We start from the raw sequence: 25,941 nt of genomic DNA, 5'->3' as shown, positions 1-25,941 counted from the left end.
TCTTTTGATCGGTTTTTTTAGTTTAAGATGAGTTTTTTTAACCGTTCAATGGCGATTTCATCTTTTAATTCGCTATCGCTTTCTTTCGTATCATAACGGATAACACCTGCTAACTTTCCGCCTTTTTTGAGTAAAAAAATTGCTGCCGTATGGTTATAAGTATAGTTTCCATCTTCCCCAGGGACTTTTTCAGCAACAATGTTGAAAGAATTGACCATTTTATGAACTTTATCAGGAGCTCCGCTAATGCCAATGATTTTATTGTTAAAATTACTGAGATAATTATGGAGTATTTCTGGTGTATCACGTTCGGGGTCAACAGTCACAAACCATATTCCTAACTTATCCGCTTGTGGTCCAAGGGCTGTAAGCCATCGATCAAGATTCATCAGTGTGGTAGGGCAGCTTTCAGGACACATTGTAAAACCGAAGAAAATTATTGAAGGCTTATTTCGAATATCAGCTTCGGTAATCGTTTTTCCATTTGAATCAGTGAGCGTAAAGTTATCACCTAAAGGCTTATTTATAAATGCATCATAAATAAAAATCCCCGTAAGAAATATAACTGTTAGCCCTAAAATGCGGAGTACATTTTTCATAGTTTGTCTCTTTTAAAAGTGTCAAAAAATTCTAGCATTGGCTGGTTTGTTTTGCAATGTTTGTTTCACGGTTGATTTTATTGGTTTGGTTGGTATGTCTTTCCATATCTATTGATGAAACAATTGATGGAAGGCAATAATGAATATTGAAAACGATCTTCGATTTCATGAAAGTAAACCTCGTATCCATACGACAGCACGGCTGCATGGTTGTAAATTAGGGCGCTATGTGGAAATTAATGAGCGGGTAGTTTTGCGTGATGTAATAGTTGGAGATTTTTCTTATTTAGAACGTAACAGTGAGGCTATTTACAGCGATATTGGTCGTTTTTGTTCTATTGCATCTCATGTCCGTGTGAATGCGTTGGAGCATCCCATGGAGCGTGTTTCAACGCATAAAATAACCTATCGTCCAAACGAATATTTTCGTTATATGGCATTAGACAGTGGTTTTCGTGAAAGGCGTTGTGCAAAACGTGTTATTATTGGGCATGATGTGTGGATTGGACATGGTGCGGTTATTATGCCTGGAGTGACAATTGGTCATGGCGCTATCATTGGCGCGAACGCTGTTATAACGAAAGATGTTATGCCTTATACGATTGTCGTTGGGGTGCCTGCTAAGCGATTGCGGATGCGGTTTCCCAATCATGTGATAGAATGCCTTTTAGATATGGCTTGGTGGGATTGGCCACTTGATAAAATTCATGACGCATTGCCTGATATGCAAAATTTGCCCATTGAAGCCTTTGTTCGCAAATGGAAATGATAGTCAGAATAAAAAAAATGATCTCTTGGAAAAACGGATCATGGTTTGCTTGTAATTAAGCTTTGTTTACAAAATTATCTAGTACACGCTTTTCTCCGGCTTTTTCGAACATTATTGTCAATTTATGATCGTCTATTGCTGTAATATAACCATAACCAAATTTTATGTGAAAAATCCGATCATTGACAGAAAAATCTGATGGTGTATGAGAGATTGATTGCGTGATAACTTTTCCTTCAATATTCTTGTTTTTTTGTGCACGCTTTTGTCTTGGTGTTGCATAGTCATTATAAAAAGAATCGTGATATTGAAAGGAAGATTTTCCATAACCACCATAAGATGTTTCCATTTCTACAACTTCTATATGCTCTGCTGGTAATTCATCTAGAAAACGAGAGGGGAGAGCAGGTTGCCAAAATCCATGAATTCTTCGATTCGATACAAACCATATATGCAAATGTTTTTTTGCTCTTGTTAGACCTACGTAAGCAAGACGCCGTTCTTCTTCTAATCCTGAACGTCCACCTTCATCTAATGAGCGCTGGTGGGGAAAGAGTCCTTCTTCCCAACCTGGAAGAAAAACTGTTTCAAATTCAAGCCCTTTGGCTGAATGAAGTGTCATGATGTTGACTGCATCCATATTTTCATTATTTTCCGTTTCCATAACGAGTGCAACATGTTCCAAAAAACTTTGAAGATTTTCAAATTGTTCCATGGAACGAATCATTTCTTTAAGATTTTCTAGTCGTGTAGGAGCCTCTGGTGAGCGATCTTCTAACCACATGGTTGTATAACCAGAATCATCAAGGATGATTTCGGCAAGTTCTCTATGAGGAGTGTCTTGAAGCATATTTTGCCAGCGGCGGAAGTTTTCAATAAGGCTTCGTAACGCACTGCGTGCCTTAGGCTTTAATTCATCTGTTTCAATGATGTCAGCGGCAGCAGAAAAAAGAGGAACAGCACGTGCACGTGCACTCTCATAAAGAATGCGCAGGGTTGCATCTCCTATGCCGCGTTTGGGTGTATTAATAACACGCTCAAAAGCTAAATCATCAGTGGGTTGGACAACAACGCGTAAATAAGCCATGGCATCACGTATTTCCATTCGCTCATAAAAACGAGGACCACCAATGACGCGATAATTAAGGCCAAGTGTTACAAAGCGATCTTCAAATTCACGCATTTGAAATGATGCGCGTACCAATATAGCCATATGATTTAATGCATGACCGGTTTGTTGTGCGTGTTCAATTTCTTCTCCGATTGCTCGTGCTTCTTCTGCCGAATCCCATGCTGAATGAATTTTTACCTTTTCTTCCTCACTCTTTATTTGAGCAGAAAAAAGGACTTTTCCCAGTCTTTCTTCATTATGCGCAATGAGATGGGAGGCGGTTTTGAGAATATGAGATGTTGAGCGGTAATTGCGTTCTAGACGAATAATTTTAGCAGAAGGAAAATCTTTTTCAAAACGTAATATGTTTTCGACTTTTGCACCACGCCATCCATAAATGGATTGATCATCATCGCCAACACAACAAAGATTAACATGTTGACCTTGAGGATGTTGGGCCAAAAGGCGAAGCCAAAGATATTGTGCTGTATTTGTATCTTGATATTCATCGACAAGAATATAACGAAATTGAGAATGATATTCGCGAAGAATATCTGGATTATGTTGGAAAATAGAGATAGAATGAAGTAGAAGGTCACCAAAATCACAAGCATTAAGATCTTTTAATCGATTTTGATAACTGTGATAAAGTTCGCGCCCCATGCCGTTACCAAAGGAATGAGCATCACTTTTTGAGATATGTTTTGGTGAAAGTCCTTGATTTTTCCAGGAATCAATCATCATGGCAAGGTTTCGTGCGGGCCAACGCTTATCGTCTAATCCTTCAGCTTGAATAAGCTGTTTTAAAAGTCGAAGAACATCATCGCTATCAAGAATTGTAAAGTTTCTTTTTAAATCAACAAGCTCTGCGTGACGGCGTAAAATTTTAGCTCCAGTGGAATGAAAGGTTCCAAGCCAAGGCATACCTTCAACAACTTCTCCAATAAGTTCACCAATCCGTATTTTCATTTCACGGGCTGCTTTGTTGGTGAAAGTGACAGCAAGTATTTGCTGAGGAGAGGCAAGTCCAGAGCGTAAAATGTGAGAAATACGGGTTGTTAAAACGCGCGTTTTTCCTGTACCAGCACCTGCAAGAACTAAAAGAGGTCCCTCAGTATTCATAACAGCTTGTTGCTGTTCTGGATTGAGTTGTTCTAAATAGTCTGTGTTATATGACTTTTGTTCTTTTAGAGTATGGGAGAAAAAACCAGCGCTCTTTTTATCATGGTCTGGAGGGGAATCTTCTTCAAAGAAAGGTATGTTGTGATCAGAAAAATTACTCATTATCTCTCTTTTGTAGTCTTTTTTTCATTGAAGTTCTAGATTAAAAAAACTTCTCTTAAAAAGTCACAACAGTTTCAGTTGAACAGACAGAAAGAGAACGTAAAAAAATAAGCACAAACATTAAAGGCGTTGGGTGAGAACACTTTGAAGGGCATAAACGCGTAACGAGGCCGAGAGATTTACTTGTTGTGGTCTTTTGCTATCAATATCAGTGATAATAAAGGCTAAAGATTGTCCTTTTTGGCGGGCTATATCTTTTAGAATATCTAAAAATGGTGGTTCTAAAGAGACGCTTGTTGCGTGCCCATCAACGCGAACGGATATTTTTCGTGGAATAACTTTTGACCAATCGATAGAATTATTTTCGTGCATTTTTCTACCTTTATTCGTCATTTCGTAAACGATTTTGATCAAGAAATTTTTGCGTTTTTAAAGATTTTTGTTGCTCAAAAAGTTTTTCAGTTTTTGTTCGACCAAAACGATAACGATTTTGCTCAGCGCAAAGAGCTTTTTCTGTACGCTTTTTTTGTTTTCGAAATTGGCGAAGGTTAATTAATTCAGGCATGAGAAAGTTTATTTTTTCCGAAAAGAATCTAAAGAGACAACATCAGCACTTTGTTTTGTATCATTATTTGAAGGTTCTTTATTGGTACTGAGATTTTGTTCTTTTGTGAGCGTATTTTCTTTTTTTTGTTTGTTTGAGAGAGTAATGGGTGCAGATAAGGTGTTTTCTGAATTTTCACTTTCTCCAGAGGTCAGACTTGAGGGTAGATCAAATGCTGCTTCAAATGCTGCTACAGGATCATAAAAGACCTGAACGGAAGTAAAAGGAATTACCAGTTTTTCCGTTATTTCCCTGAAAGAGAGGGTTACTTCGAAGGCTGTTTCTGAAACACTGAGATCTCTAAACTGATGTTGCAAGACGATTGTCATTTGTTCAGGATAGCGATTTTTTAGCCGAGGAGAAATTTTAACGCCTGGGGCATTTGTCAAAAAAGTTATAAAAAAATGATGATTTCCCGGAAGCCCTGCTTTGGCAACTTCCGATAAAACTTTACGGATAACTCCACGAAGCGCATCCTGAACGAGAATATCGTAACGGATTTGATCTTTAACCATCGAAGTTTATTCCTTTTATTTCACGTAGCAGAATGGATTGTATTGATATTGTGTAATAGAATGTATTTTAAAACTAGCAATATTTTGTCTACTATGTACCTCAATGAATCGAAAAAACACGAAAATTTATGGTAAATAATGTCTGATAATGTCTGAAAGATCAATCAATAACATTTAAAAAAGTGAAGGCTTCTGTTGCCAGGTGCCTTCGAACCCCGCTTAAACCTGCGACGGTTTAAGACTCAATTTGAAACATTCACACCACCTTAAGCGGCGAGACGTGCTTCCGCATAGTTGTCATTTGCAACTACTCATTTAGCCCGATAACGGTGGTACAATGCCGAGTAAAAGAGCGATCTTTACACCCTTGTCGATCCTATTTCGCCCCCACCAAAATATAACTTTGGTTTTTTATATTTTGGTGGAGGCGCCGGGTACCGCCCCCGGGTCCAATAGGTTTATTTCACCGTCCATTTATTACCATAGCTGGTAAACCAGCCCTCTAAATATAGATGAAGAACAGTCTTAGGAAAAGGGGGGGTTGTTAATATTTTTAATCCTCTAATTATTTATGGAGCTATACGAGGCGGCTATAAAGTATAGACCGCTCATTTTTGGAGAGGAGATGATGCAAAATGACAAATAATTTAGCAGATATTAAACTATATGATTCAAATCCCGATGAAGCAGCAATAGAACGACTTAGCCGTCGTTTAGCTTTAGTGATGAAAAAGCAGGATGCAGCGCTTGTTGCTACATCGGATCCAAAAGAGTTAGAACGTGTTGAAAAATGGGTTCAAGATGTTTTAGAAGCCGATGAGAAGAGTGCTAAAATGGCTGTTTCAAAAGTGGCTGAGATGATGTCTGGAGAGCGTAGAAAAAGTCGACTGACTTTTTATTATCTAGTTGCTAAGCACCTTAATGCACTTCATAAAATTTAAACAATATTAAATTTGCGATAATGATAAAAAAGCCCAATCTCTTGGGCTTTTTCGTTGATAAAAAGGGTTAATGTTTTTCATCTTCTTGGAGGTAGCCTCCTTTACGCATACTCGGGACAAAGAGAAGAGCAATGAATGCCATGATCATCACGACGGTTATATAAAAATAAAAGAGTGATTCATGACCGTACTTTTTTAATCCAAGCGCAACGTATTCAGCAGAACCACCAAATAAGGCGTTACCAATGGCATGAGAGATGCTAACGCCTAATGCGCGTATTGAAGAGGGAAACATTGCTGATTTTACGACACCAGAGATGGATGTATACATGCTCATAATGAAGAGCAAGCCAATAATGACGGAAAAGGCAATCCATATACTATGCGTATTACCGATTATCCAGAGTCCAGGAAATGTAAAGATGACAGAGAGTATACTCCAAATGATAAGTAAAGTTTTTGTTCCAATTTTATCGGCTATGATACCAGCTATGGGTTGGAATAGGATGAAAATGAATAGTACAGCTGTCATAATCGTTGTTGCGGTATGTTTATCAAAGCCGGTGGTTGTGATCAGATATTTTTGCATATAAGTCGTAAAGGTGTAAAACGTGAGTGATCCTCCTGATGCAAAGCATGCAATTACGACAACGGCTTTTGTATGCTTGGTGAGAAGTTCCTTAAGACTGCCAGAGTGTTTGTGAGAGCGGCTTTCTTTCGTGGTTGTTTCGTGGAGAGAACGACGCAGATAAATCGCAATCACTGCCCCGAAACCACCAATCACAAAAGGAATGCGCCATCCCCATGCTTTTAACTGATCTTCAGAGAGATAAGATGCTAGAATAAATATAATGAAGCTGGCAAGAAGTTGACCTGTAATAAGGGTGGCTGATTGGAAAGAAGCAAAAAGCCCACGATGTTTTTTGAGAGCAACTTCGCTCATATAAGTGGCTGCTGTACCATATTCACCACCCGCTGAAAGTCCTTGCATCATCCGAGCTAAAAGTAAAAGGATTGCTGATGTTATTCCTAAGGTTTCATAGGTGGGAAGTATGGCGATGAAAAAAGAGCCACCACACATCATAAAGATGGATATAAGCATCGAGCGTTTACGTCCATAACGATCGGCGACAAACCCTAAAAACCAAGCTCCAATAGGGCGCATAAGAAAGCCAATAAAAAACACACCCGCGGTTTTTAACAGTGGTGTAATCGTATCACCATCGGAGGGAAAGAATTGTGATGCAAAATAAATTGATGCAAATGAGTAAACGTAAAAATCATACCATTCTACGAGATTTCCTGATGCGCTTGCTATAATAGCAAAAACACGTTTTCTTGCATCCTGTGATGCTGAAGTTGTTTCATTTTTCATGAATTGTTCCCCTTTTGGATTTATATTTTATATTTTCTAAACATAATTGTTTATGATTTCCAGAAAAATTCAATTGTATTATAATAATTTCTTAGGGAAACTCTTTAAGATGATTTATTAGAGTTATGTTGTCATTCGTTTTAAGATTTTTACTTGTGTTATAGAATAAAAAGTTATCACGTTGCATTTAAAGGGAGAGAACATTGAAAAGTAGATCAAGATACCTTTAAACTTGATGAGAAGAATGCAATTATTGGAATAATACCGGAAGATCATAGAGGAGATGGTCTTTATGATGGAAAGCCCCAAAATTGAAAACATTTCATAAAGCTTAAATAATGAGGGGATTTTTGTATCCTTGCTTATCTTGTTGTATCACCACACATCATTATTTAGGAGGGGAGGTAAGCCTCAGATAAGGTTTTCCGTATGAGGTGTTTTTTAGATATCGTGATAATATTTAGGGTAGGGCTTGCCTATAGAATCTTATCAAGTAAATTATATAAAGAGGGCAGTAACTATAGACAGCTTAAGAGAAACTGAGTTGTTTGTAAGACGAATGCGGGGCAGAATTTTTGTTCTTTATTAGGATGGATAGGAGATCAAAAAAAGCCCAATTTCTTGGGCTTTTTTATCCAGAAAATAAGTTTAATGAAGTCTATCGTCTTTATCGAGATATCCTCCTTTATCTATATCGGGCATAAGAAGAATAGAGATGAGTGCAATGACCATCATACCAACGATGTAAAAAAAGAAAACAGATTCGTATCCCATATTTTTTAATCCAAGCGCTACATATTCAGCAGAACCGCCAAAGAGTGCGTTGCCAATGGCAAAAGCAAATCCAACACCAATTGCTCGGATTGAAGCAGGGAACAATTCTGCTTTTATGATACCAGCAATGGACGTATAAAAACTCATAACACAGAGTATTCCAATAATAATTAAGAGTGCTGTCCATGGATTATGGGCATTACCGATCATTTTAAGTACAGGAATGGTGCAGATAATGGATAATGCCCCCCAACTAATGAGTGAAGCTCTTGCTCCAATTTTATCGGCTAGGGAACCAAAAAGGGGTTGGAGTAGCACAAAAACAAAGAGGGCTGCAGTCATTATCGTTGTTGCGGTTTGTTTATCAAAACCAGTGGTTGTGATCAGATATTTTTGCATATAAGTGGTGTATGTATAAAATGTGAGAGATCCACCAGCTGTAAAGCCAACAACCAAAAAGAAAGCTTTTTTATGATTACGAAAAAGTTCTTTAAGACTACCAGCGTGTTGTTCAGAGCGGCTTTTGAGGGTTGTTGTTTCATGAAGCAAGCTACGCAGATAAATTGCAACGATTGCTCCAAAGCCACCAATGACAAAGGGAATACGCCATCCCCATGCTTTTAACTGATCCTCGTTAAGGTAAATGGCTAAAATAAATATTATAAAACTTGCCAGAAGTTGACCTGAGATCGTTGTTGCATATTGAAAAGAAGCAAAGAGACCACGACGATTTTTGGGCGCAACTTCACTCATATACGTTGCTGCTGTACCATATTCACCGCCAACGGAAAGCCCTTGAAACATACGGACTAAAAGGAGAAGAAATGCTGCTGTTATTCCCAAGGTTTTATAAGTGGGAAGTATGGCAATGAGAAAAGAGCCACCACACATCATAAAAACAGAAATAAGCATTGAGCGTTTACGTCCATAACGATCCGCAATGTATCCAAAGAGCCATGCTCCAATTGGACGCATAAGAAAGCCAATAAAAAAGATTCCTGCCGTTTTTAACAGTTGTGTAACAATATCTTCATCTTCAGGAAAAAATTGTGATGCAAAATAAACCGATGCAAAGGAGTAAGCATAAAAGTCGTACCATTCTACCAGATTTCCTGATGCGCTGGATATAATAGCAAAAATACGTTTCCTTGTATCATGTGGATCTAACGTTGTTTGATTATTCATGAAGTATTCCCCTTTTAGATTTATAACTTTTCTTCTTTTTAAAGTTGTTTACGATGTGCATTATAAAAACGCTATTGTAGCATGATAATTTTTTAGGGAAACATAAAGATTTTTTCTAGAGCTATCAGTGATGTTGTGGGCTCATGGTGTTGTTATATTGCGTAAATCATACGCTTTTTACTATCCTTAAGGAAATATTATTTTTTGTTTGATTGTGAATTGTTTGCATATGCAGAGTATTTATGAAGATATGATACTCTTTAGTTTATATGCTTGATGTTGTTTCGTAAAATGATGTTATTGACTATTGCATGCGAGGTTGGTGTATCATTTAAAATACTTTTTAGGAATGATCTTAAGTGTTAAGGAGGAGTACAATATTAAGAGTTCGCCAATAGTATAATAATAGCGGCTTGCACTTTTATTAAGTGTAAAGAGAGTAATGCCTATGTTTATATTTTACGGGGCTTTTACGTTATGTCATTCACGGGTGCCGTTGTGAAATGGAGTTGGGTACATTGAGAAATGTTTCTCAAAAAAGTGTGCGAATTCATAATATAATTGTATTTTCTATTTTTCATGAAAGGATTTGTGTTGCATGAGGGGTACCATTAAGAACGTATTAAACAAAATCATGAGTGTAGTCTTTATTATTGATAAAATCTCTTGAAAGATAATCACTTTTCTTCGACTTTGAGTGGAAATGGGAATATTAAAATAAATCAAACGTTTTTTATCTTTAGTGAACTAAATTCAGAAAAAGAAGTATTTATTACATCATAATATGAAGCCATTTATTTTTATAAGCGGCGTGTGCAGGAGGGAACATTGCTTCTTTAGAGTGTTTGAAGGGATAAAAAATTGTGAGCTTTAAACTTCTATCGGAAAGAATATAAAAAAGCCCAGAATACTGGGCTTTTTTGTTAAAATCCTTGTTTGTTAACATTAAAGGTTAATGAATATCGTCTCCTTGTAAATACCCTTTTTTGCGAGCATCTGGCATTAAGAGAACAGAAATGAATGCAATAATCATCATGCCGGTTATATAAAAATAGAAGACAGATTCATATCCAAGATCTTTTAATCCAAGCGCGACATATTCAGCAGAACCGCCAAACAGTGCGTTGGCAATAGCATAAGAGAGCCCAACTCCTATTGCTCGTACTGAAGCGGGAAACATTTCTGATTTTACAATGCCAGAGATAGATGTATAAAAGCTCATAATGCAGAGCATTCCAGTAATGACTGATAAAGCAATCCATGTACTATCAGTATTACCAATCATATTAAGTCCAGGAATAGTAAAGATAATAGATAAGACACTCCAAATAAGGAGAGAAGTTCTTGTTCCAATTTTATCTGCGAGAGAACCAAAGAGGGGTTGGAGTAACATGAAAACAAAGAGTGCAGCTGTCATGATTGTTGTGGCTGTATGTTTATCAAAGCCAGTGGTTGTGATCAGATATTTCTGCATGTAAGTCGTATAGGTGTAGAATGTGAGCGATCCTCCAGCTGTAAAGCCAATAACCAGAAAGAAAGCTTTTCGGTGGTTGCTCAGAAGTCCCCGAATACTACCAGCTTGTGCACTAGAACGACTTTCTTTGGTTGTTGTCTCATGGAGTGTGCGGCGTAGATAAATCGCAACAATTGCGCCGCATCCACCAATGGCAAATGGAATACGCCAGCCCCACGCTTTTAGCTGATCTTCGGTGAGATAAAGCGCTAAAATGAATATAACGAGACTGGCTAGAAGTTGACCTCCAATCAGTGTGGTATATTGGAAAGAGCTAAAAAATCCGCGGCGATTTTTGAGGGCGATTTCGCTCATATAAGTTGCTGTTGTACCATATTCACCACCGACAGAAAGCCCCTGAAGCATTCTGAGTAAAAGTAAAAGAATTCCTGCTGCCATTCCAATGGTTTCATAGGTAGGAAGTAGGGCGATTAAGAACGAACCACCACACATCATAAAAACAGAGATAAGCATTGAGCGTTTGCGTCCGTAACGATCGGCAATGAAGCCAAAAAGCCATCCGCCGATTGGGCGCATAAGAAAACCAATAGCAAAAACACCCGCCGCTTTTAAAAGTTGCGTAACGTCATTGCCATCTGAGGGAAAGAATTGTGATGCAAAATAAATAGATGTAAAGGAATAAACATAAAAGTCATACCATTCTACTAGATTACCTGATGCACTGGACACGATAGCCCAGATACGTTTTCTTGTATCATGTGGTTTTAAAGCTTCTTGTTTTTCCATAGTCGATCCCTTTATTTGATGTTCATCCATCTTTGTTCATTTATGTTATTTTCTTAGAAGCTGTCTATAGTATTTTATCTTTTGCATCAAAAATTTAGTTAGATCATGATAATTTCTTGTGTAAGATGTTTTTGGAAAAAGATTTGAATTATGTTTGTACGGATTTTACAGTTTTTATTTTCTATAATAAGAAGAATCGGACATAATACCCTCATGAAATCATATCTTGCTCTTTTATCTCATGTCTTAAATCAGGGTATTGATCGGACAGATCGAACGGGTGTTGGCACGCGATCTATCTTTGGGTATCAGATGCGCTTTGATTTACAAGCAGGATTTCCGTTGTTGACAACAAAGAAGCTACACTTACGTTCAATTATTTATGAACTTTTGTGGTTTCTTAAAGGCGATACAAATATTGCTTGGTTGAAAGAGCATGGTGTGTCAATTTGGGACGAGTGGGCTGATGAAAAGGGAAATCTTGGTCCTGTTTATGGTTATCAGTGGCGTTCTTGGCCTGCTCCTGATGGACGCCATATTGATCAAATTAACAATCTTTTAACGATGATTAAGGAAACGCCAGATTCTCGTCGCTTGATTGTATCAGCTTGGAATCCTGCATTAATAGAGGAAATGGCGTTGCCTCCGTGTCATTGTCTTTTTCAATTTTACATTGCTGAGGGGAAATTATCCTGTCAACTTTATCAGCGTTCGGCGGATATTTTCTTAGGTGTTCCGTTCAATATTGCGTCTTACGCATTGTTAACAATGATGATTGCGCAAGTAAGCGGTCTTAAAGTAGGGGATTTTATTCATACTTTGGGGGATGTTCATCTTTATTCTAATCATTTTGAACAGGCACAATATCAATTGTCTCGTATACCAAATACTTTGCCATCTATGCGCATAAATCCAGCGGTAACAGATCTTTTTTCTTTTAAATTTGAGGATTTTGAATTGCTTAATTATAAAGCACATCCCCATATTAAAGCGCCGGTAGCAATATGACGATTTCCATTTGTTTCATTGCTGCTGTTGCAGAAAATGGTGTTATCGGTCGTGAAGGTGCAATGCCGTGGCATTTATCAACGGATTTGCAACGCTTTAAAGCTTTGACATTGGGTAAGCCCATTATTATGGGGCGAAAAACTTGGGATTCTATCGGAAGGCCTTTACCAGGGCGTACAAATATCGTCATTACGCGTGATTGTACCTTTTGTGCTGAGGGGGCTGTTGTTGCTCACTCTTTATCGCAAGCTTGTTTTTTTGCAACAAATGTTGCTTCTCAAAATAATATAGAGGAAATTTTTATTATTGGTGGTGGTGAAATTTTTCAACAAGGGTTGCATATGGCTGATAAAATATTCCTTACAGAAGTTTTAGCTTCTATAGAAGGTGATAGTTTTTTTCCTGTTTTTGATAAAGAAAAGTGGACTATTGTGCAAACACAAGATATTCCAAAAGGGGATAAAGATAGTCATCCGACACGTTTTGTTGTTTATGAGCGGAAATAATTTTTTGTAATATAAAGCGGAAGGGGTTATCAGTTGTATTGTAATGAGGTAAGAGGCACCCTATAAGATCAAGCAAATGGTTGGTATTCGAGTAGTGGTAATCAGTTAAAGAGGTGATAATGCCCTGGACAAATCAAAATGGTGGTGGCCCATGGAGTGGCGATAAAACCAAAAACAGTGGTGATAAAAAAACACCCGCTAAGAATCTTTTTGGTTCTGGTGGCGGTAATGGTGGCGAAAATGGTCCCAATCTTAATGATATTTTGCGCAAAGGACAGGATCAGTTTAAACAATTTAGTAGAGGAGGAACTTTTGTTTTGTTCCTTCTGTTTGCTGTGTGTTTTTTGCTCTATCAGTCACTTTATATTGTCCAACAAAATGAGCAAGCAGTGGAATTGCGTTTTGGCATCCCTAAAGAAGGCATCATTGGTGATGGATTGCATTTTCATTTTTGGCCAATTGAGACCTATATGAAAGTACCTTTAACGGAAAAAACAATCGCGATTGGTGGGAAGCCTGGTCAGGTGCAACAAAGTGATGGTTTAATGCTTTCGAGTGATCAGAATATCGTGAATGTTAATTTTTCCGTTTACTATCGGATTTCATATCCTAGTCAATTTTTATTCAATGTGAATGATCAAGAAGGAACAGTTCGCCAAGTTGCTGAGAGTGCAATGCGTGAGGTCATTGGTTCGCGGCCGGTTGATGATGTTTTACGTGACAAGAAAGAAGAAGTTGCTAATGACGTTAGAAAGATTATCCAGTTGACTGTAGATAAATATCAACTTGGTGTTGAAATAAGCCGTGTGTCTATCAGTGAAGCTGCTCCTCCGACAAAGGTTGCTGCTGCGTTTAATTCTGTTCAGCAGGCGGAGCAGGAACGTGGAAGAATGATTGAAGAGGGGAATCGTGTACGTTTTACGAAAATTGGTTTAGCAAATGGTGAAGCTTCACGCACACGGGAAATCGCAAAAGGTGAAAAGGCACAAATGGTTGAAGAGGCAACAGGGCGTGCTGAACGGTTTCAGGCCATAGCTCGTGAGGCTGCGATTTCACCAGAAGCTGCGCGCTACCGTCTCTATATGGAGACGATGGGGCGGATTCTTTCTTCACCCAATAAGCTGGTTCTTGATCAGGCAAATTCTCCAGCCGTGCCTTATTTACCTTTGAACGAATTGTTGCGTAGCAAGTCGTCGGAAAAAGTAAAGGCAACATCAGCGCGTCCTGCGTTACTCTTAGATTCTCGTATTTCTGGAGGAGATTAATTATGCAGCAATCTCGCTTTTTGTTTGTTTTTAGTGCTATAGTGTTTGTTTTGATGATTTTGTGGATGTCCGTATTTATCGTCTATCCTCGTCAACAAGTAGCAATTAAGCGTTTTGGACAAATTGTTCAGGTAGAATCTAATCCTGGAATCTATTTCAAGGCGCCCTTTATCGATAAGATGATCATTGTTGATAATCGGTTATTGCGTTACGATGTTCCTACACAATCTGTACAGGTTCGTGGTGGTGCGTATTATGAGGTGGATGCGTTCTTTATTTACCGTATTACAGATCCTAAGTTGTTTTTACAGCGCATTGCTTCTGGGCGTCCGCAGATTGCTGCCCGTGAAAATCTTGCACCACGGTTTATTGACGCTTTGCGTGCTGTTTATGGTAAGCGAGAATTTAAAGCAGCTTTATCGGATGAACGAGGCGCGATGATGGCTGAAGTACAGAAACAGTTTTCTGTAGATGCAGGTTCGTTGGGTATTACTATTGTTGATGTGCGTATTCGTAAAACCGACTTGACTGATGCTGTTTCAGAAGATGTTTATCGGCAAATGGCAGCTGAACGTGAAGCTGCTGCGGAAAATATCCGGGCTCGTGGTCAACAAGAGCGAGATCGTATTGTAGCAGAAGCTAATCGTGAATATGAGGAAATTGTAGCAGCGGCAAAGCGTGATGCTGAAATTACCCGTGGTGAAGGTCAAGCTGAAAGTATTCGTCTTTTATTGAATGCGAGGGAGGCTAATCCGTCCTTTTATGATTTTTGGTTGGCGATGGAACAATACAAGAATTTAGAGAAAACACCGATGGTGATTTCTCCAAATGAGGATTTCTTTTTCTATTTTCGTAATCCGCCGCAGGCAAATAAAGCATTCTTACCGACAATGAATACTGGCATTAGTAAAACTGATCCAAAATCGGGAGAGAATAGATAAAATAATGGATTGCAGATACGAGATTTTGCATGAAAAGAATGATCTGTGACCATTTTCTTTTATGGTAAAAGTGGTAGAGAGTATCGAGCCGTGCTGGTTTTATGTAGATAAATTTAGTGGGGCTCTTTGCATCTTTGATTAAAGGCATGTCATGGATAGAAGTGTCGTGAGTAAAAATACGTTTTTGAAGTCTTGTATCACAAGAGTTGTTTTTTGTGTGACTTTGTTTCTATCAGGGGCAGGTTTGTCTTGGGGAGCAGAGACAAGCAAGGCATTGCTTTCTATTCCTGATTTAGCTTCTGAGCTTTTGGAAACAGTTGTGAATATTTCCACGGCACAGACTGTTGAAGGAACAGAACAGGATGAAAATACCTCGGTACCCGTTATCCCAAAAGATTCATTGCTGGAGGAATATTTTAGTGATTTTTTTACACCCAAGGATGCTCAAAAAGATAGTCAATTTCAAAAGGTGCGTTCTTTAGGGTCTGGTTTTGTGATTGATGCGCAAAAGGGGATTATTGTTACAAATTATCATGTTATTGTTGATGCTGATGATATTGAAGTTAATTTTACGGATGGTACAAAACTAAAGGCAAAGCTTCTTGGAAAGGATAGCAAAACTGATTTGGCGTTGCTTCAAGTCGATGCAGGAAGTAAAAAATTAAAAGCTGTGCGTTTTGGTGACTCAGAAAAAGCACGTATTGGTGATTGGGTTATGGCTATTGGTAATCCTTATGGTTTTGGTGGAAGTGTGACGGTTGGTATTATTTCTGCCCGTAACCGTGATCTTAATGCTGGTCCCTATGATAATTTTATTCAAACAGATGCAGCAATTAATCGGGGCAATTCTGGTGGGCCGTTGTTTGATAGAAATGGTGAAGTCATTGGCATTAATACAGCAATTGTTTCACCTTCGGGAGGATCTATCGGTATTGGATTTGCTATTCCATCGGATATGGCTCTTTCTGTTATTAATCAATTGCGTGATTTTGGAGAAATAAGACGCGGTTGGTTGGCTATTCGTATTCAGCCCGTAACAGAGGATATTGCAAAAAGTTTAAAATTGGACAATGCTGTAGGGGCATTGGTGGCTGGTAAAATAGAACAGACGGAAGAAAATAATGTAGATAATAGCCAGTTACAAACTGGAGATGTCATTCTTTCTTTTGGTAATTCCAAAATTAAGCATGCACGTGATTTGCCGCGTTTAGTTGCAGAAAGTTCAGAAGGAAAGGTGGTGGATGTTACTGTTTTACGGAATGGGCAAGAAGAAACAGTACAAGTTAAGCTTGGACGTTTGATTGAAACAGATCCAAATGAAGATACAGAAGAAGAAGTTGATGATAAAAAAAATCAAGATCTGTCGAAAAACGTGACAATGCAATTTATGGGAATGACGTTATCTGAATTGACAGAGGATTTGCGTCATCGTTATTCAATTTCAGATAAACTTCGAGGACTAGTGGTGACATCTGTTGCACAAAATAGCGCAGCGGATAAAAAGCGTATTCGCGTTGGTGAAGTGATTGTTGATATCAATCAGAGTTCTGTCACAACAATTGATGAGGCTAAAAAACGTATTCATAAATTACGTGAAGCTGGACGCAAAAATGCTCTATTTATTGTAGCGCGTCCAGATGGAGAGTTACGGTTCGTAACGATCCTAATGGATTGATATTTGAAAAATTCATTTTTTGTTTTTATCAGCTTTAGTATATGGGATATTTTGCAAGCTAGGCATGTGATGTCCAATATTTCTCAAATTCATTTCACGATAGAGAGTATGGGGTGTGCAATATAAAATCCATTGGGCAGCTCTATTTTTGCGTTAAATAAAAGTACAAATTGGTGCCTTCATAGTATTTTCCAGTTCTCAATATTATAACAACCTAGACTTTGAAAATGCTGCATAAGAGATATTGCTACGCCTTTCTTAAGTCTATTTTTATCTTTGCTTGTGATGCGCAAGTAAATGGTATTGCTATGATGTTTTATGAGAAGAGAAAAAATGAGGAAATCATATGATATTGGGGATGCTCATTCAAATTGCAAAATGCTGTTATAAATAGTGTTTTATTCAATGGGACTTTCAGCGCTTTGTGATTATACTTTGTGTGCTATAGTTAACGTTTTTTCACTTCAATTTGAAAAAGTTATCTTGGAGAAAAATTATATTATATTCAATCAATTATATATATATTTGTACCTTTCTTAGTGATAGATAAAAAAATAATTATAAAAAAGAGAGCGTCAAGAAGACAGTTTTTGAGGCGCTTATTATAAACCAGCGTAGCAGGCTGTTTTATAGGACAAAATAAAGCGATTATATAGGTTAAGCTCAGTATTATATTTATGAAGGATGACAAAGAGTTTGTTTTTTATGGCCTAATGGACAGAATGATTATGGCTGTAGTTTATTATTGAACTATGATAGCAAAAATGCTTGGAAATTCTTTTGGTGTAGTTATTAAGTCCATTTGTTCTTTTTTATAAGTTTCATAGGATTTTCTTTGTATTAAAGAGAACTTGTGTTCGTATTTTTGTTTGAAGTATTTACTCTATGATAATGGAGAGAAAATACAGTGGCTTTGGGGGTGTCTGTATGTTGCAATAAGTTATTGATTGGGAGAAATTGCTATTCATGGCACAAAGAACAATTACATTGATAGCAGGGCCAACGGCAAGTGGGAAGTCAGAACTTGCCTTGCAAATGGCTCAAGAAAAGAATGCTCTCATTATTAATACTGATTCAATGCAGGTTTATGATGTTTTAAATATTTTAACGGCACGGCCGAGGGAGGCTGATACCGCGATTGTTCCACATTATCTTTATGGTCATGTGAGCCCTACTTTGAATTATTCAGTAGGGCAATGGTTATGTGATGTCGAGAAGCTATTGGCTACTTTTTCTTTAAGATCAGTTATTTTTGTTGGTGGAACAGGACTTTATTTTCGTGCTCTTTTAGAGGGGATTTCGGAAATCCCTCATGTTCCAGATGTTGTGCGGCAGAAGTGGCGTTTGCTGCTTGATAAAGAGGGACCTGAAAGTCTTTATCGCCAGTTGTTGCAGATTGATGCTGTTGTTGCTGAAAAAATTTCTTCGCATGATAGACAGCGTATTGTCCGTGCTTTGGAAGTTTATGATGCAACCGGTAAGACGCTCAGTTGGTGGCAGAAACAAAAAACAACACCTCTCATTGCGCCGAATTTGACCGAAAAAATTCTTCTCATGCCACCACGTCCTCTGCTTTATGAACGTATTCATAAACGCTTGGATTCTATGATTGAAAGAGGAGCTTTAGAAGAAGTGATGGCTATGAAAAAACTTAAACTTTCCCCTTCATTACCAGCAATGAAGGCTATTGGTATACCTGAATTTATAGCTTATTTGGATGGATATAGAAGCTTTGAGAGTGCTCTTGAAGCGGTGAAAATACAAACGAGGAGATATGCAAAAAGACAAATGACATGGTTTCGTAATCAATTTGATGAAGAATGGATGCTTACTTTTTGATAAAAGAGCTGGAGCCTTGCAAAGAAACTTTCGAAAGATAAAAGATAATTCGTAAAAAAGAAATTTTTTAGAAAATATAATTTTTTATTGACGAATGGTATCAATGGAATTAAAAATCTGTCTACAAGGAATTTTTTATATATTTTATACGTTGGAATAATGGGGGGTAATCATACAGTATGTGTTGTGTAATGGGCTCCTTTGGGGGCTTTTTTTATGGGCTCCGTTAGGGGCTTTTTTATTGTCCTATAAAGTAGGTGAGTGGGAAAAATGAGAAATGATCAAAGAAAGCAAGAGAGTGCAGATGGAAAAATAATGTCGGGCGCTGAAATAGTGATTCAGGCTCTTATAGATCAAGGCGTTGAACATATTTTTGGTTATCCTGGTGGGGCTGTTTTGCCTATTTTTGATGTTCTTTATCACCAAGATACACTCCAGCATATTTTGGTGCGCCATGAACAAGCTGCAGGGCATGCGGCTGAAGGCTATGCACGCAGTACTGGAAAGGTAGGGGTTATGCTTGTGACTTCTGGTCCAGGGGCAACGAATGCTGTGACACCTTTGCAAGATGCTCTTATGGATTCTATACCTCTTGTTTGTTTTTCTGGTCAGGTAGCGACAACGATCATTGGAACAAATGGCTTTCAAGAAGCTGATACGGTTGGTATTACAAAGCCCTGTACGAAGCGTAACTGGCTGGTTAAAAACGTCAATGATCTTGCAGAAATTATTCATGAAGCTTTTTTTCTTGCTCAATCAGGTCGTCCTGGGCCGGTTTTGATTGATATTCCTAAGGATGTTCAATTTGCTTCAGGATTTTATAGAGCCCCTCAAGTTCAGGATCCTTTGCATTCTTCTCTATCGTTGAAAGAGAATACTAAGGCTATTGAATCTGCTGTTTCTCTTTTAGTTGAAGCAAAACGTCCTATTATTTATTCTGGTGGTGGTGTTATTTCATCGGGGATGGAAGCTATACAGCTTTTACGTAATTTGGTTCAATTGGGAGATTTTCCGATTACATCAACACTCATGGGACTTGGTGCTTATCCTGCTTCCGGTAAAAATTGGCTTGGAATGCTTGGAATGCATGGAACCTATGAGGCTAATATGGCCATGCATGATTGTGATGTTATGTTAGCTGTTGGAGCACGATTTGATGATCGTATCACGGGGCGCCTTGATGCATTTGCACCTCATGCGCGTATTATTCATATTGATATTGATCCTTCTTCCATCAATAAAATTGTAAAAGCAGAAGTTCCACTTATTGGCGATGTGGCGCATGTTTTGGCAGATATAATGCAACATTTGCATATACATCAATCAAAGTTCGATAAAGAAAGTCGTAAAACATGGTGGATGCAAATTAATCGCTGGAAAGCTCGTAATTCATTGGCATATATGGAAAAAAAAGATGTTATCATGCCACAATATGCTCTTGAACGGCTATATGCTCTTACCAAAGATGCCTGTCCTTATATTACAACGGATGTTGGACAGCATCAGATGTGGGCAGCGCAGTATTATCACTTTGATGAGCCAAAACATTGGATGACTTCTGGTGGTCTTGGAACGATGGGGTATGGTCTTCCTGCTGCTATCGGTGTTCAAATAGCACATCCTGATGCGCTTGTTTTGTGTATTTCTGGTGATGCCTCTATTCAGATGAATATTCAAGAGCTTGCAACAGCAATCCAGCATGACACACCGGTGAAAATTTTTATTTTAAATAATCAGTATATGGGGATGGTTCGCCAGTGGCAGCAATTGCTGCATGGTAATCGTCTTTCTCATTCTTATACGGAATCTATGCCTGACTTTGTGAAATTGGCTCAAGCTTATGGAGCCGTAGGAATTCATTGTTCAAAACCCGATGAACTTGATGATAAAATTCAGCAAATGATTGACTGTGATAAGCCTGTTCTTTTTGATTGTCGTGTTTATCATTTAGAAAACTGTTTTCCTATGATCCCATCAGGATGTGCCCATAATGAGATGTTATTACCCGATGAGGCAAACGAAGAAGCTATTGCAAATGCTGTTTCTTCCGATGGAAAGATTCTTGTATAAAATGAATATATTAATAAAATAGTGAAGGATGGTGATGATGAAGTCTTTGGAGTCTTCATCTCTGTCTCTTCTTTGTGGAGAGTTCCTATTATCCTTAGAGATCATTTTATGATTTTCATTCTTTGTTTAAAGACATGGGGTGTATTATTATTTGTTCATCTAAAAAATGTTATAAGTCGTGTGCAACAATTATGTTTGAATTTATTTGTACGCGATGTTTGTTTTTTTAATTCATATGTTCACATTAATAGCTATTTCGTTGCATTTTTTAGATAATACATTGAATTATCTGTTATAAATTAATTATGTTGTCTCATATATGAAAGATTCCATCGTGCAAGAAAAAAATCCACTGTGCTTGAAGGGGGCAACCATGCAAACCGTCATACTTGTGAAAACAATAGAAAAGTTTGTCACTATGTTTTGGTTTCGCATTATGAAATTACTCCAAATCGCTCTTTCAAGGGATTGATAGGAAAATCCCCCTAGCGGCTTGAAAGGAAGGGCAAATATAACAAAAAGCAAATGCAGCCATAGAAAATCAATAGGTCACCATAGCTTATAATCAGGTAGTAACCTCACCTGATTATGCGGGAGGAATCTATACATATGAGATGTATCGTCAATATATATAAATCAGAATAATACTCACCATTATATCATTATCAGGACATTAGCATTGAAAATCAAATACTCTTTCTTTTATTTGTTCTACATATCTATGATTCCATAAATCTGCAGACACAAACACTCTTTGAATCCACCGCATTGGATTTTCATAACTATCAAATGATCCAGAAAATTTATCTCTAGAGTGTAGAGCCATTCTGTTATCAATGTATAATAATCTTCCTGGTTGTACATCAATTCCAAAAGATACAGCCTTAATAGCTTCATAAAAATGATCTAAAGCTTCCTTGGCTTTTTTTGATTGTGGCTCTAACATGCCTGGATAAAAAACAGCGCTGATATCTGGGAATTCACCGTCCCCTTGAACTAGGGGTACTTTACTTGTAGAGGTTACCCCATTTTTTCTCCATCTATAGGGAACATTAATTATATATAAATTATCCCTTAAGCTCCTCAAATCCTCCTCATTTAAAAGTTTTAGAGCGAGACGTGCATCAGATATTCTCGTTAATGGGCCATCAACATCATTGCGAACACCAGATAAAAGGATCCCTTTAGGAGATAAATTTAAACCTCTTATAAATTTTAGTGCAGCATTTTCTATATGAAAATCTAACTCAACTTCAGATCCTAATCCTGTATAATCTTTTTTATTATCCTCTAAAGGAACTAGGTTGTTTACTATATGTTCGCCTTCAAATTTAATTGAATAAGGCTCTCCGATTAATAAAGAAAACATCATAATTAAATTTTCGCTAATATAGCCACTTTTACAAGACGCATCTAAATTATAAGGATTAGGTGACGTATTAATTTGTCTATCAATTGGAAGGTTTTCAAAGATTAAATATGCTCTAGGGGTAATAGACATCTTTTGATTCATAAGAATTGTCAATATTCTATGGGGTAGCAGCGAAAATGCTATTTTTTTAGCTTAACCGAATATTCAATACCACCGTATGGATCATAAATAACATGGTCCAAAGCCTCCCAAAGTTTGTCTCTTTCGAGATTGCTCAACTCAAAAGTATTTTCATTTATCATTATAATTTCCTCCCCAATTATCTTTCCCTACTTTCTTATTAAGAAAAGTGAAAAAATAATAATTAAAATCAGCCATGTTAGTACATAAGTGTCTGTAAAATCTTGGATTAATCCAAATAATGGTGGAGTAGTAATAATTGCGATTTGATTTACAGATATTGCTAAACCCAGAGAAAACACAACGCTTTCTTTCGGCTTAAGAGTCTACAATATAAGCAGCCCAAGGGCCATACCATTCCATTCCCAAAAAACTAACCAAGCAGATAAAATAGTTAAATAAATTATGGATCCACTTATGCCCAAAATTAATATTAAAAATCCAAAAACGACTGCAATCATGCAAAACAAGACAGGAAAAAATTGTCCTTTTTTACAATGATCACGCCACGCTGCTAAAATAATTCTTCCTAAGGCACCAGAAGCCTGTGAAACAAAAAATAAATAAGCACTTTTATCTAGAGACAGGTGATAGATTCTATAAAAATAGATCGTTATAAAAATAGTTAAAACATATTGAACGATTACAAGTGAAACGCTTGGAAAAATAATATTCTTCATATGAGGCGCAGCCAACATTGCAAGACGAGATCTTACATTTGCATAGAACGAAATTCTTGCCTTGCTTTCTGGAACGATAGTGATAACTTTTGCTGGTGAGTGATAAAAATAATAAATATACATCCACCTAAAAAAGAAACTATGGTACCGACCAAAAACGCACCTTGTATGCCATAGACAAGGGCACTCGCAGGAAGAACCATCCCAGCTAATGCCCCACCTAATGGTAGCCCCGCTTGCCTTATTCCCATTGCAAATCCGCGTTGCGATTGTGGAAACCATGCAGAAACAGATTTAGCGCCACCAGGTTGAGCAGAACTATAAAATCCCCCTACAATGAGCAAACAAACCAAAAGGGAAATATAGTTATCTGTGATTGCTCCCAACAAAAGAGCGACAGAAACGCCGACCGCTCCAACTCCAACAATATAGCGCTCGTTAAACTTGTCTAGTAATTCACCAGCTATGAGTAACCCAATAATAGGTAGGAACTGCGCTGCTGAAGACAGCAAACCTATTTGAGAGTCACTAAGCGAGAAATCCTTCTTAAAAAATTCAGCTAAAGGACCAATCCCTTGAACAAAGAAGCAAGCTGATGCTTGAGCGATCGTGGCAACAAGCAATATAATCCATCTATAATAATTCTTTTCTATAAATTTATTATTGCTCACTCAGCCCCCCTCCAATTAAAGTGTATTCCAATAAAGTAGCCTTTTTTTAATAATGATTGCAACAATAAATGAGGTATTTTATGCTGATTACATAAAAATCTGTCAATACGATTGGTCTTAATGTGAAAGCTAAGGAATATGCTTCATTTAAGGAAATAAGCTATTATGTGTCGTGCAAATTTGATACGCTAGCGATATAAGATAAATTTTACAAACATTGGCTCAGCCAGCATCAAGCGCTCTTTATAAAAGAAGCTATATTTTGGCAAGCTTTTTCAAAATAATTCTCAAAGCTTTCTTCAGTCACATAGCCCAGATGCGGTGTGCAAAGAACTCTATCTGATTGCAATAATTTGCTCTCATATACTGGCTCGCTGTCATAAACATCCAGTGCAAAGTAAGTTGAATTTTCCAAACTGAGTATTTTTTCTATCGCCCCTTTTTCAACCAAAGCTGAACGCGCTGTGTTAACAAAAATAGCATGTGGTTTCATGTTCAATAGATCATCTAATTTTATGATTTCTCTGGTTTTATCGCTTAAACGTAAATGGACGGATATAACGTCAGGACGTGTAAAAAATTCATCTTTTGAATGCGTAAAATGATAACCTAAATTTTTTGCTTCTTGCGTTGAACGCTCACTCCCATAAACCAAAATGGACATGCCAAAAGCTTGAGCATATTGAGCAACCATTTTACCAATACGCCCAAACCCGAATATTCCAAGAGTAGCCCCTTTCATTTGGTTGCCAAATGTTGTTTGCCATCGTCCTTTTTTCATATCAGATACAGATTTACAGAGTTTTCTACGCGCAGACATAATTAAGAGCCATGCAAATTCAGCAGCAGAAGTTGGATCTCCACCACCGTCTAATATTTCAATTCCTAAGTCTCTACAAGCTTCTATATCAATATGTGAACCTATAGGGCCTGTTTGGCAGATTAATTTTAAATTTGGCAGTTTCAGGAGAAGATTTCTATCAACTATAGTCCGCTCTCTGATTAAGATCAGAATATCTATCTCTTTGAGCCTATCTTCTAAATCACATTCTTGAGCTAAATTATTTATAACCAGCACTTCATGCGATTTCATTAATTTTGTAATAGACTGTAATGTTAGGGTAGCTTTTTGATAGTCATCTGGAATTAATATTTTCAATTTAAACCTCCTGTTTTATTCATCAATATTTGAGTTCATTATTTCATTTCTAAAACAACCAAAAAGCAATATCACCACTGATATTTTGACATAACGCCAAGCCTATTAACAAATTATCCCCCTTGATTTCATTGTTATTTCTAGCAACGGTAACAAATAATAATTAAATCAAAAAGTTATATTTGTAGTAAGGGATTAGGTGCTTATTGATTCTATTATGTTTTTTTATCTCTATCCCTAACTTTTTTGGAGCTTTTGTATCGATTCAAGGGAGAGTTTTTTGCGATCTGCGCTCTTGGTATAAAGAGATGCCATACTGTCATTTGTCCAGCCAAAGAGTGCTTTGAGTTGTGATACTGTTGCACCAGAGTTAGCTGCGCGTGTTGCTGCTAATTTTCTTAAGCCATGCGCTGATTTTTTGATACCTGCTTGGGTACAAGCATTATAAAATGTAATTCCGAAGCTTTTTTTGGGTATTTTTTTCCCGCGTTTACCACAAATGAATGTTTCTTCTCCAATAGGACCAACTTCAAGCGTTTTGGCTAATTCTGGCAAAATTGGGAGAAAGACATCTGTTTTAAATTGGCTCTTTTCTGTTTTGATGTGAATGATATTATCTTTGACGTCTTTCCAGCCAATGCGGACCGCATCACCACGACGCAGACCCGTATATAAAAGAACATCAATCCAAACGCGTTCATGGGTACCATGTGACCAGCGTTGGTAATATTTTTCAACATCTTCTTCTGTCCAAATGGGAAAGCCCTCTTTATTTTTAAGAGGAGGTCTTGTGATACCTAAAGTAGGGTTGCTTTCCAAAAGTCCTTGTTCAATTGCCCATTTAAAAAGCCCATTTAGGGATTGTAGAAAGTCTCTAGCCATTGCTGGTGTTTCTTTGCGCCGTTCAACACCGGCTATGATATGTTTCTTTTCGATTGCTTGGTATGAAATGTGACCTATAGTATCGCACACTTTCATAAGAGTGTATTCTCTTTGTTTCTTTGTGGCTTTAGCGAGGTTATGCCAATTGGAGCTATTAAAATACTGTTTAAGGAGCCATGCGAATGAACCTTCGACTAGCTTACCAGTTTTTGATTTAGGAAGTATAAGCCCTTGTAACTCGGCAAGTGCGCTTTTGTAGTTATCAACAAACTCTTG

The 25,941-nt window shown here is 37.5% G+C and carries 22 protein-coding genes and 1 other RNA gene; 9 read left to right on the top strand and 14 right to left on the bottom strand.

Translation table 11 applies throughout. The features are described from left to right. Nucleotides 1-17 precede the first annotated feature (17 nt). Nucleotides 18-599 carry an SCO family protein gene (locus tag ACFILW_RS04015; protein ID WP_375623355.1) on the bottom strand — a complete coding sequence of 194 codons (582 nt, stop codon included), beginning with the start codon at nucleotides 597-599 and terminating at the stop codon, nucleotides 18-20. A 139-nt stretch (nucleotides 600-738) separates the two neighbouring features. Here ACFILW_RS04015 and ACFILW_RS04010 point away from each other — a divergent pair, with 139 nt between their 5' ends. Then, entirely contained in the window at nucleotides 739-1,368 is a 630-nt protein-coding gene (locus tag ACFILW_RS04010) for a DapH/DapD/GlmU-related protein (protein ID WP_375623353.1), read from the top strand. A 55-nt stretch (nucleotides 1,369-1,423) separates the two neighbouring features. On the opposite strand, the gene ACFILW_RS04005 is transcribed toward ACFILW_RS04010, so the two are convergent. From ACFILW_RS04005 to ssrA, 5 genes are all read right to left on the bottom strand, one after another. Beyond that, the gene (locus ACFILW_RS04005) at nucleotides 1,424-3,763 is read right to left on the bottom strand and encodes an ATP-dependent helicase (protein ID WP_375685214.1); all 2,340 of its coding nucleotides are present in this window, start codon (nucleotides 3,761-3,763) and stop codon (nucleotides 1,424-1,426) included. Between the two features lie 120 nt (nucleotides 3,764-3,883). After that, nucleotides 3,884-4,135 carry a ribbon-helix-helix domain-containing protein gene (locus ACFILW_RS04000; RefSeq protein WP_273790764.1) on the bottom strand — a complete coding sequence of 84 codons (252 nt, stop codon included), beginning with the start codon at nucleotides 4,133-4,135 and terminating at the stop codon, nucleotides 3,884-3,886. Between the two features lie 10 nt (nucleotides 4,136-4,145). After that, nucleotides 4,146-4,328 (bottom strand): DUF4169 family protein, encoded by a 183-nt coding sequence (locus ACFILW_RS03995; protein WP_375623348.1) that lies wholly within the window; start codon nucleotides 4,326-4,328, stop codon nucleotides 4,146-4,148. 8 nt (nucleotides 4,329-4,336) lie between these two features. Continuing rightward, complete coding sequence (locus tag ACFILW_RS03990; protein ID WP_375623346.1) at nucleotides 4,337-4,882, bottom strand: SspB family protein; 546 nt, start codon at nucleotides 4,880-4,882, stop codon at nucleotides 4,337-4,339. Nucleotides 4,883-5,063: 181 nt separating this feature from the next. Further along, nucleotides 5,064-5,420, bottom strand: a transfer-messenger RNA (tmRNA) gene (gene ssrA / locus ACFILW_RS03985). 97 nt (nucleotides 5,421-5,517) lie between these two features. On the opposite strand from ssrA, the gene ACFILW_RS03980 reads away from it, so the two are divergent. After that, complete coding sequence (locus ACFILW_RS03980) at nucleotides 5,518-5,823, top strand: DUF2853 family protein (protein ID WP_375623344.1); 306 nt, start codon at nucleotides 5,518-5,520, stop codon at nucleotides 5,821-5,823. A gap of 67 nt (nucleotides 5,824-5,890) precedes the next feature. Here ACFILW_RS03980 and ACFILW_RS03975 read toward each other — a convergent pair whose 3' ends face one another. The 3 genes from ACFILW_RS03975 to ACFILW_RS03965 all read right to left on the bottom strand — a co-directional run bounded on the left by ACFILW_RS03975 (nucleotide 5,891) and on the right by ACFILW_RS03965 (nucleotide 11,417). After that, nucleotides 5,891-7,198 (bottom strand): MFS transporter, encoded by a 1,308-nt coding sequence (locus ACFILW_RS03975; protein WP_375632971.1) that lies wholly within the window; start codon nucleotides 7,196-7,198, stop codon nucleotides 5,891-5,893. A gap of 648 nt (nucleotides 7,199-7,846) precedes the next feature. After that, nucleotides 7,847-9,157 (bottom strand): MFS family transporter, encoded by a 1,311-nt coding sequence (locus ACFILW_RS03970; RefSeq protein ID WP_375612015.1) that lies wholly within the window; start codon nucleotides 9,155-9,157, stop codon nucleotides 7,847-7,849. 952 nt (nucleotides 9,158-10,109) lie between these two features. Then, a complete protein-coding gene (locus tag ACFILW_RS03965; RefSeq protein ID WP_375623338.1) occupies nucleotides 10,110-11,417 on the bottom strand; it encodes an MFS family transporter in 1,308 nt (435 codons plus the stop codon). Nucleotides 11,418-11,630: 213 nt separating this feature from the next. Between ACFILW_RS03965 and ACFILW_RS03960 the strand changes: the two genes are divergently transcribed. From ACFILW_RS03960 to ACFILW_RS03930, 7 genes are all read left to right on the top strand, one after another. Further along, nucleotides 11,631-12,425, top strand: coding sequence for a thymidylate synthase (locus ACFILW_RS03960; RefSeq protein WP_375623336.1), 795 nt, complete (start codon nucleotides 11,631-11,633; stop codon nucleotides 12,423-12,425). Further along, complete coding sequence (locus tag ACFILW_RS03955) at nucleotides 12,422-12,931, top strand: dihydrofolate reductase (RefSeq protein ID WP_375623334.1); 510 nt, start codon at nucleotides 12,422-12,424, stop codon at nucleotides 12,929-12,931. Before ACFILW_RS03960 ends, ACFILW_RS03955 begins: the two co-directional genes overlap by 4 nt. A 119-nt stretch (nucleotides 12,932-13,050) precedes the next feature. Continuing rightward, nucleotides 13,051-14,196 (top strand): FtsH protease activity modulator HflK, encoded by a 1,146-nt coding sequence (gene hflK / locus ACFILW_RS03950; RefSeq protein WP_375623332.1) that lies wholly within the window; start codon nucleotides 13,051-13,053, stop codon nucleotides 14,194-14,196. 2 nt (nucleotides 14,197-14,198) lie between these two features. Beyond that, nucleotides 14,199-15,137: a protease modulator HflC gene (gene hflC / locus ACFILW_RS03945; RefSeq protein ID WP_273790755.1), complete on the top strand. Its 939-nt coding sequence runs from the start codon at nucleotides 14,199-14,201 to the stop codon at nucleotides 15,135-15,137. A 151-nt stretch (nucleotides 15,138-15,288) separates the two neighbouring features. Continuing rightward, on the top strand, nucleotides 15,289-16,812 hold the full coding sequence (locus ACFILW_RS03940; protein WP_375646187.1) for a Do family serine endopeptidase: 1,524 nt from the start codon (nucleotides 15,289-15,291) through the stop codon (nucleotides 16,810-16,812). Nucleotides 16,813-17,778: 966 nt separating this feature from the next. Further along, nucleotides 17,779-18,651: a tRNA (adenosine(37)-N6)-dimethylallyltransferase MiaA gene (gene miaA, locus ACFILW_RS03935; protein WP_375685213.1), complete on the top strand. Its 873-nt coding sequence runs from the start codon at nucleotides 17,779-17,781 to the stop codon at nucleotides 18,649-18,651. A 270-nt stretch (nucleotides 18,652-18,921) separates the two neighbouring features. After that, nucleotides 18,922-20,721 (top strand): acetolactate synthase 3 large subunit, encoded by a 1,800-nt coding sequence (locus ACFILW_RS03930; RefSeq protein WP_375685212.1) that lies wholly within the window; start codon nucleotides 18,922-18,924, stop codon nucleotides 20,719-20,721. Between the two features lie 673 nt (nucleotides 20,722-21,394). On the opposite strand, the gene ACFILW_RS03925 is transcribed toward ACFILW_RS03930, so the two are convergent. The 5 genes from ACFILW_RS03925 to ACFILW_RS03905 all read right to left on the bottom strand — a co-directional run. Beyond that, nucleotides 21,395-22,234, bottom strand: coding sequence for a TauD/TfdA family dioxygenase (locus ACFILW_RS03925; protein ID WP_375685211.1), 840 nt, complete (start codon nucleotides 22,232-22,234; stop codon nucleotides 21,395-21,397). A 365-nt stretch (nucleotides 22,235-22,599) separates the two neighbouring features. Beyond that, complete coding sequence (locus ACFILW_RS03920) at nucleotides 22,600-22,971, bottom strand: hypothetical protein (RefSeq protein WP_375685210.1); 372 nt, start codon at nucleotides 22,969-22,971, stop codon at nucleotides 22,600-22,602. 14 nt (nucleotides 22,972-22,985) lie between these two features. Then, on the bottom strand, nucleotides 22,986-23,624 hold the full coding sequence (locus ACFILW_RS03915; RefSeq protein ID WP_375685209.1) for an MFS transporter: 639 nt from the start codon (nucleotides 23,622-23,624) through the stop codon (nucleotides 22,986-22,988). A 232-nt stretch (nucleotides 23,625-23,856) separates the two neighbouring features. Further along, complete coding sequence (locus ACFILW_RS03910; protein WP_375646196.1) at nucleotides 23,857-24,783, bottom strand: D-2-hydroxyacid dehydrogenase family protein; 927 nt, start codon at nucleotides 24,781-24,783, stop codon at nucleotides 23,857-23,859. Nucleotides 24,784-25,020: 237 nt separating this feature from the next. Beyond that, nucleotides 25,021-25,941, bottom strand: a 921-nt coding sequence (locus ACFILW_RS03905) for a tyrosine-type recombinase/integrase (RefSeq protein ID WP_375685208.1), incomplete at its 5' end; no start/stop codon positions are given.

Source organism: Bartonella sp. TT110JLCBS (assembly GCF_042193405.1).
GTDB lineage: Bacteria > Pseudomonadota > Alphaproteobacteria > Rhizobiales > Rhizobiaceae > Bartonella.
Note: the sequence above shows the minus strand (reverse complement) of the source record. Positions and strands in the feature narration are given on the sequence as shown.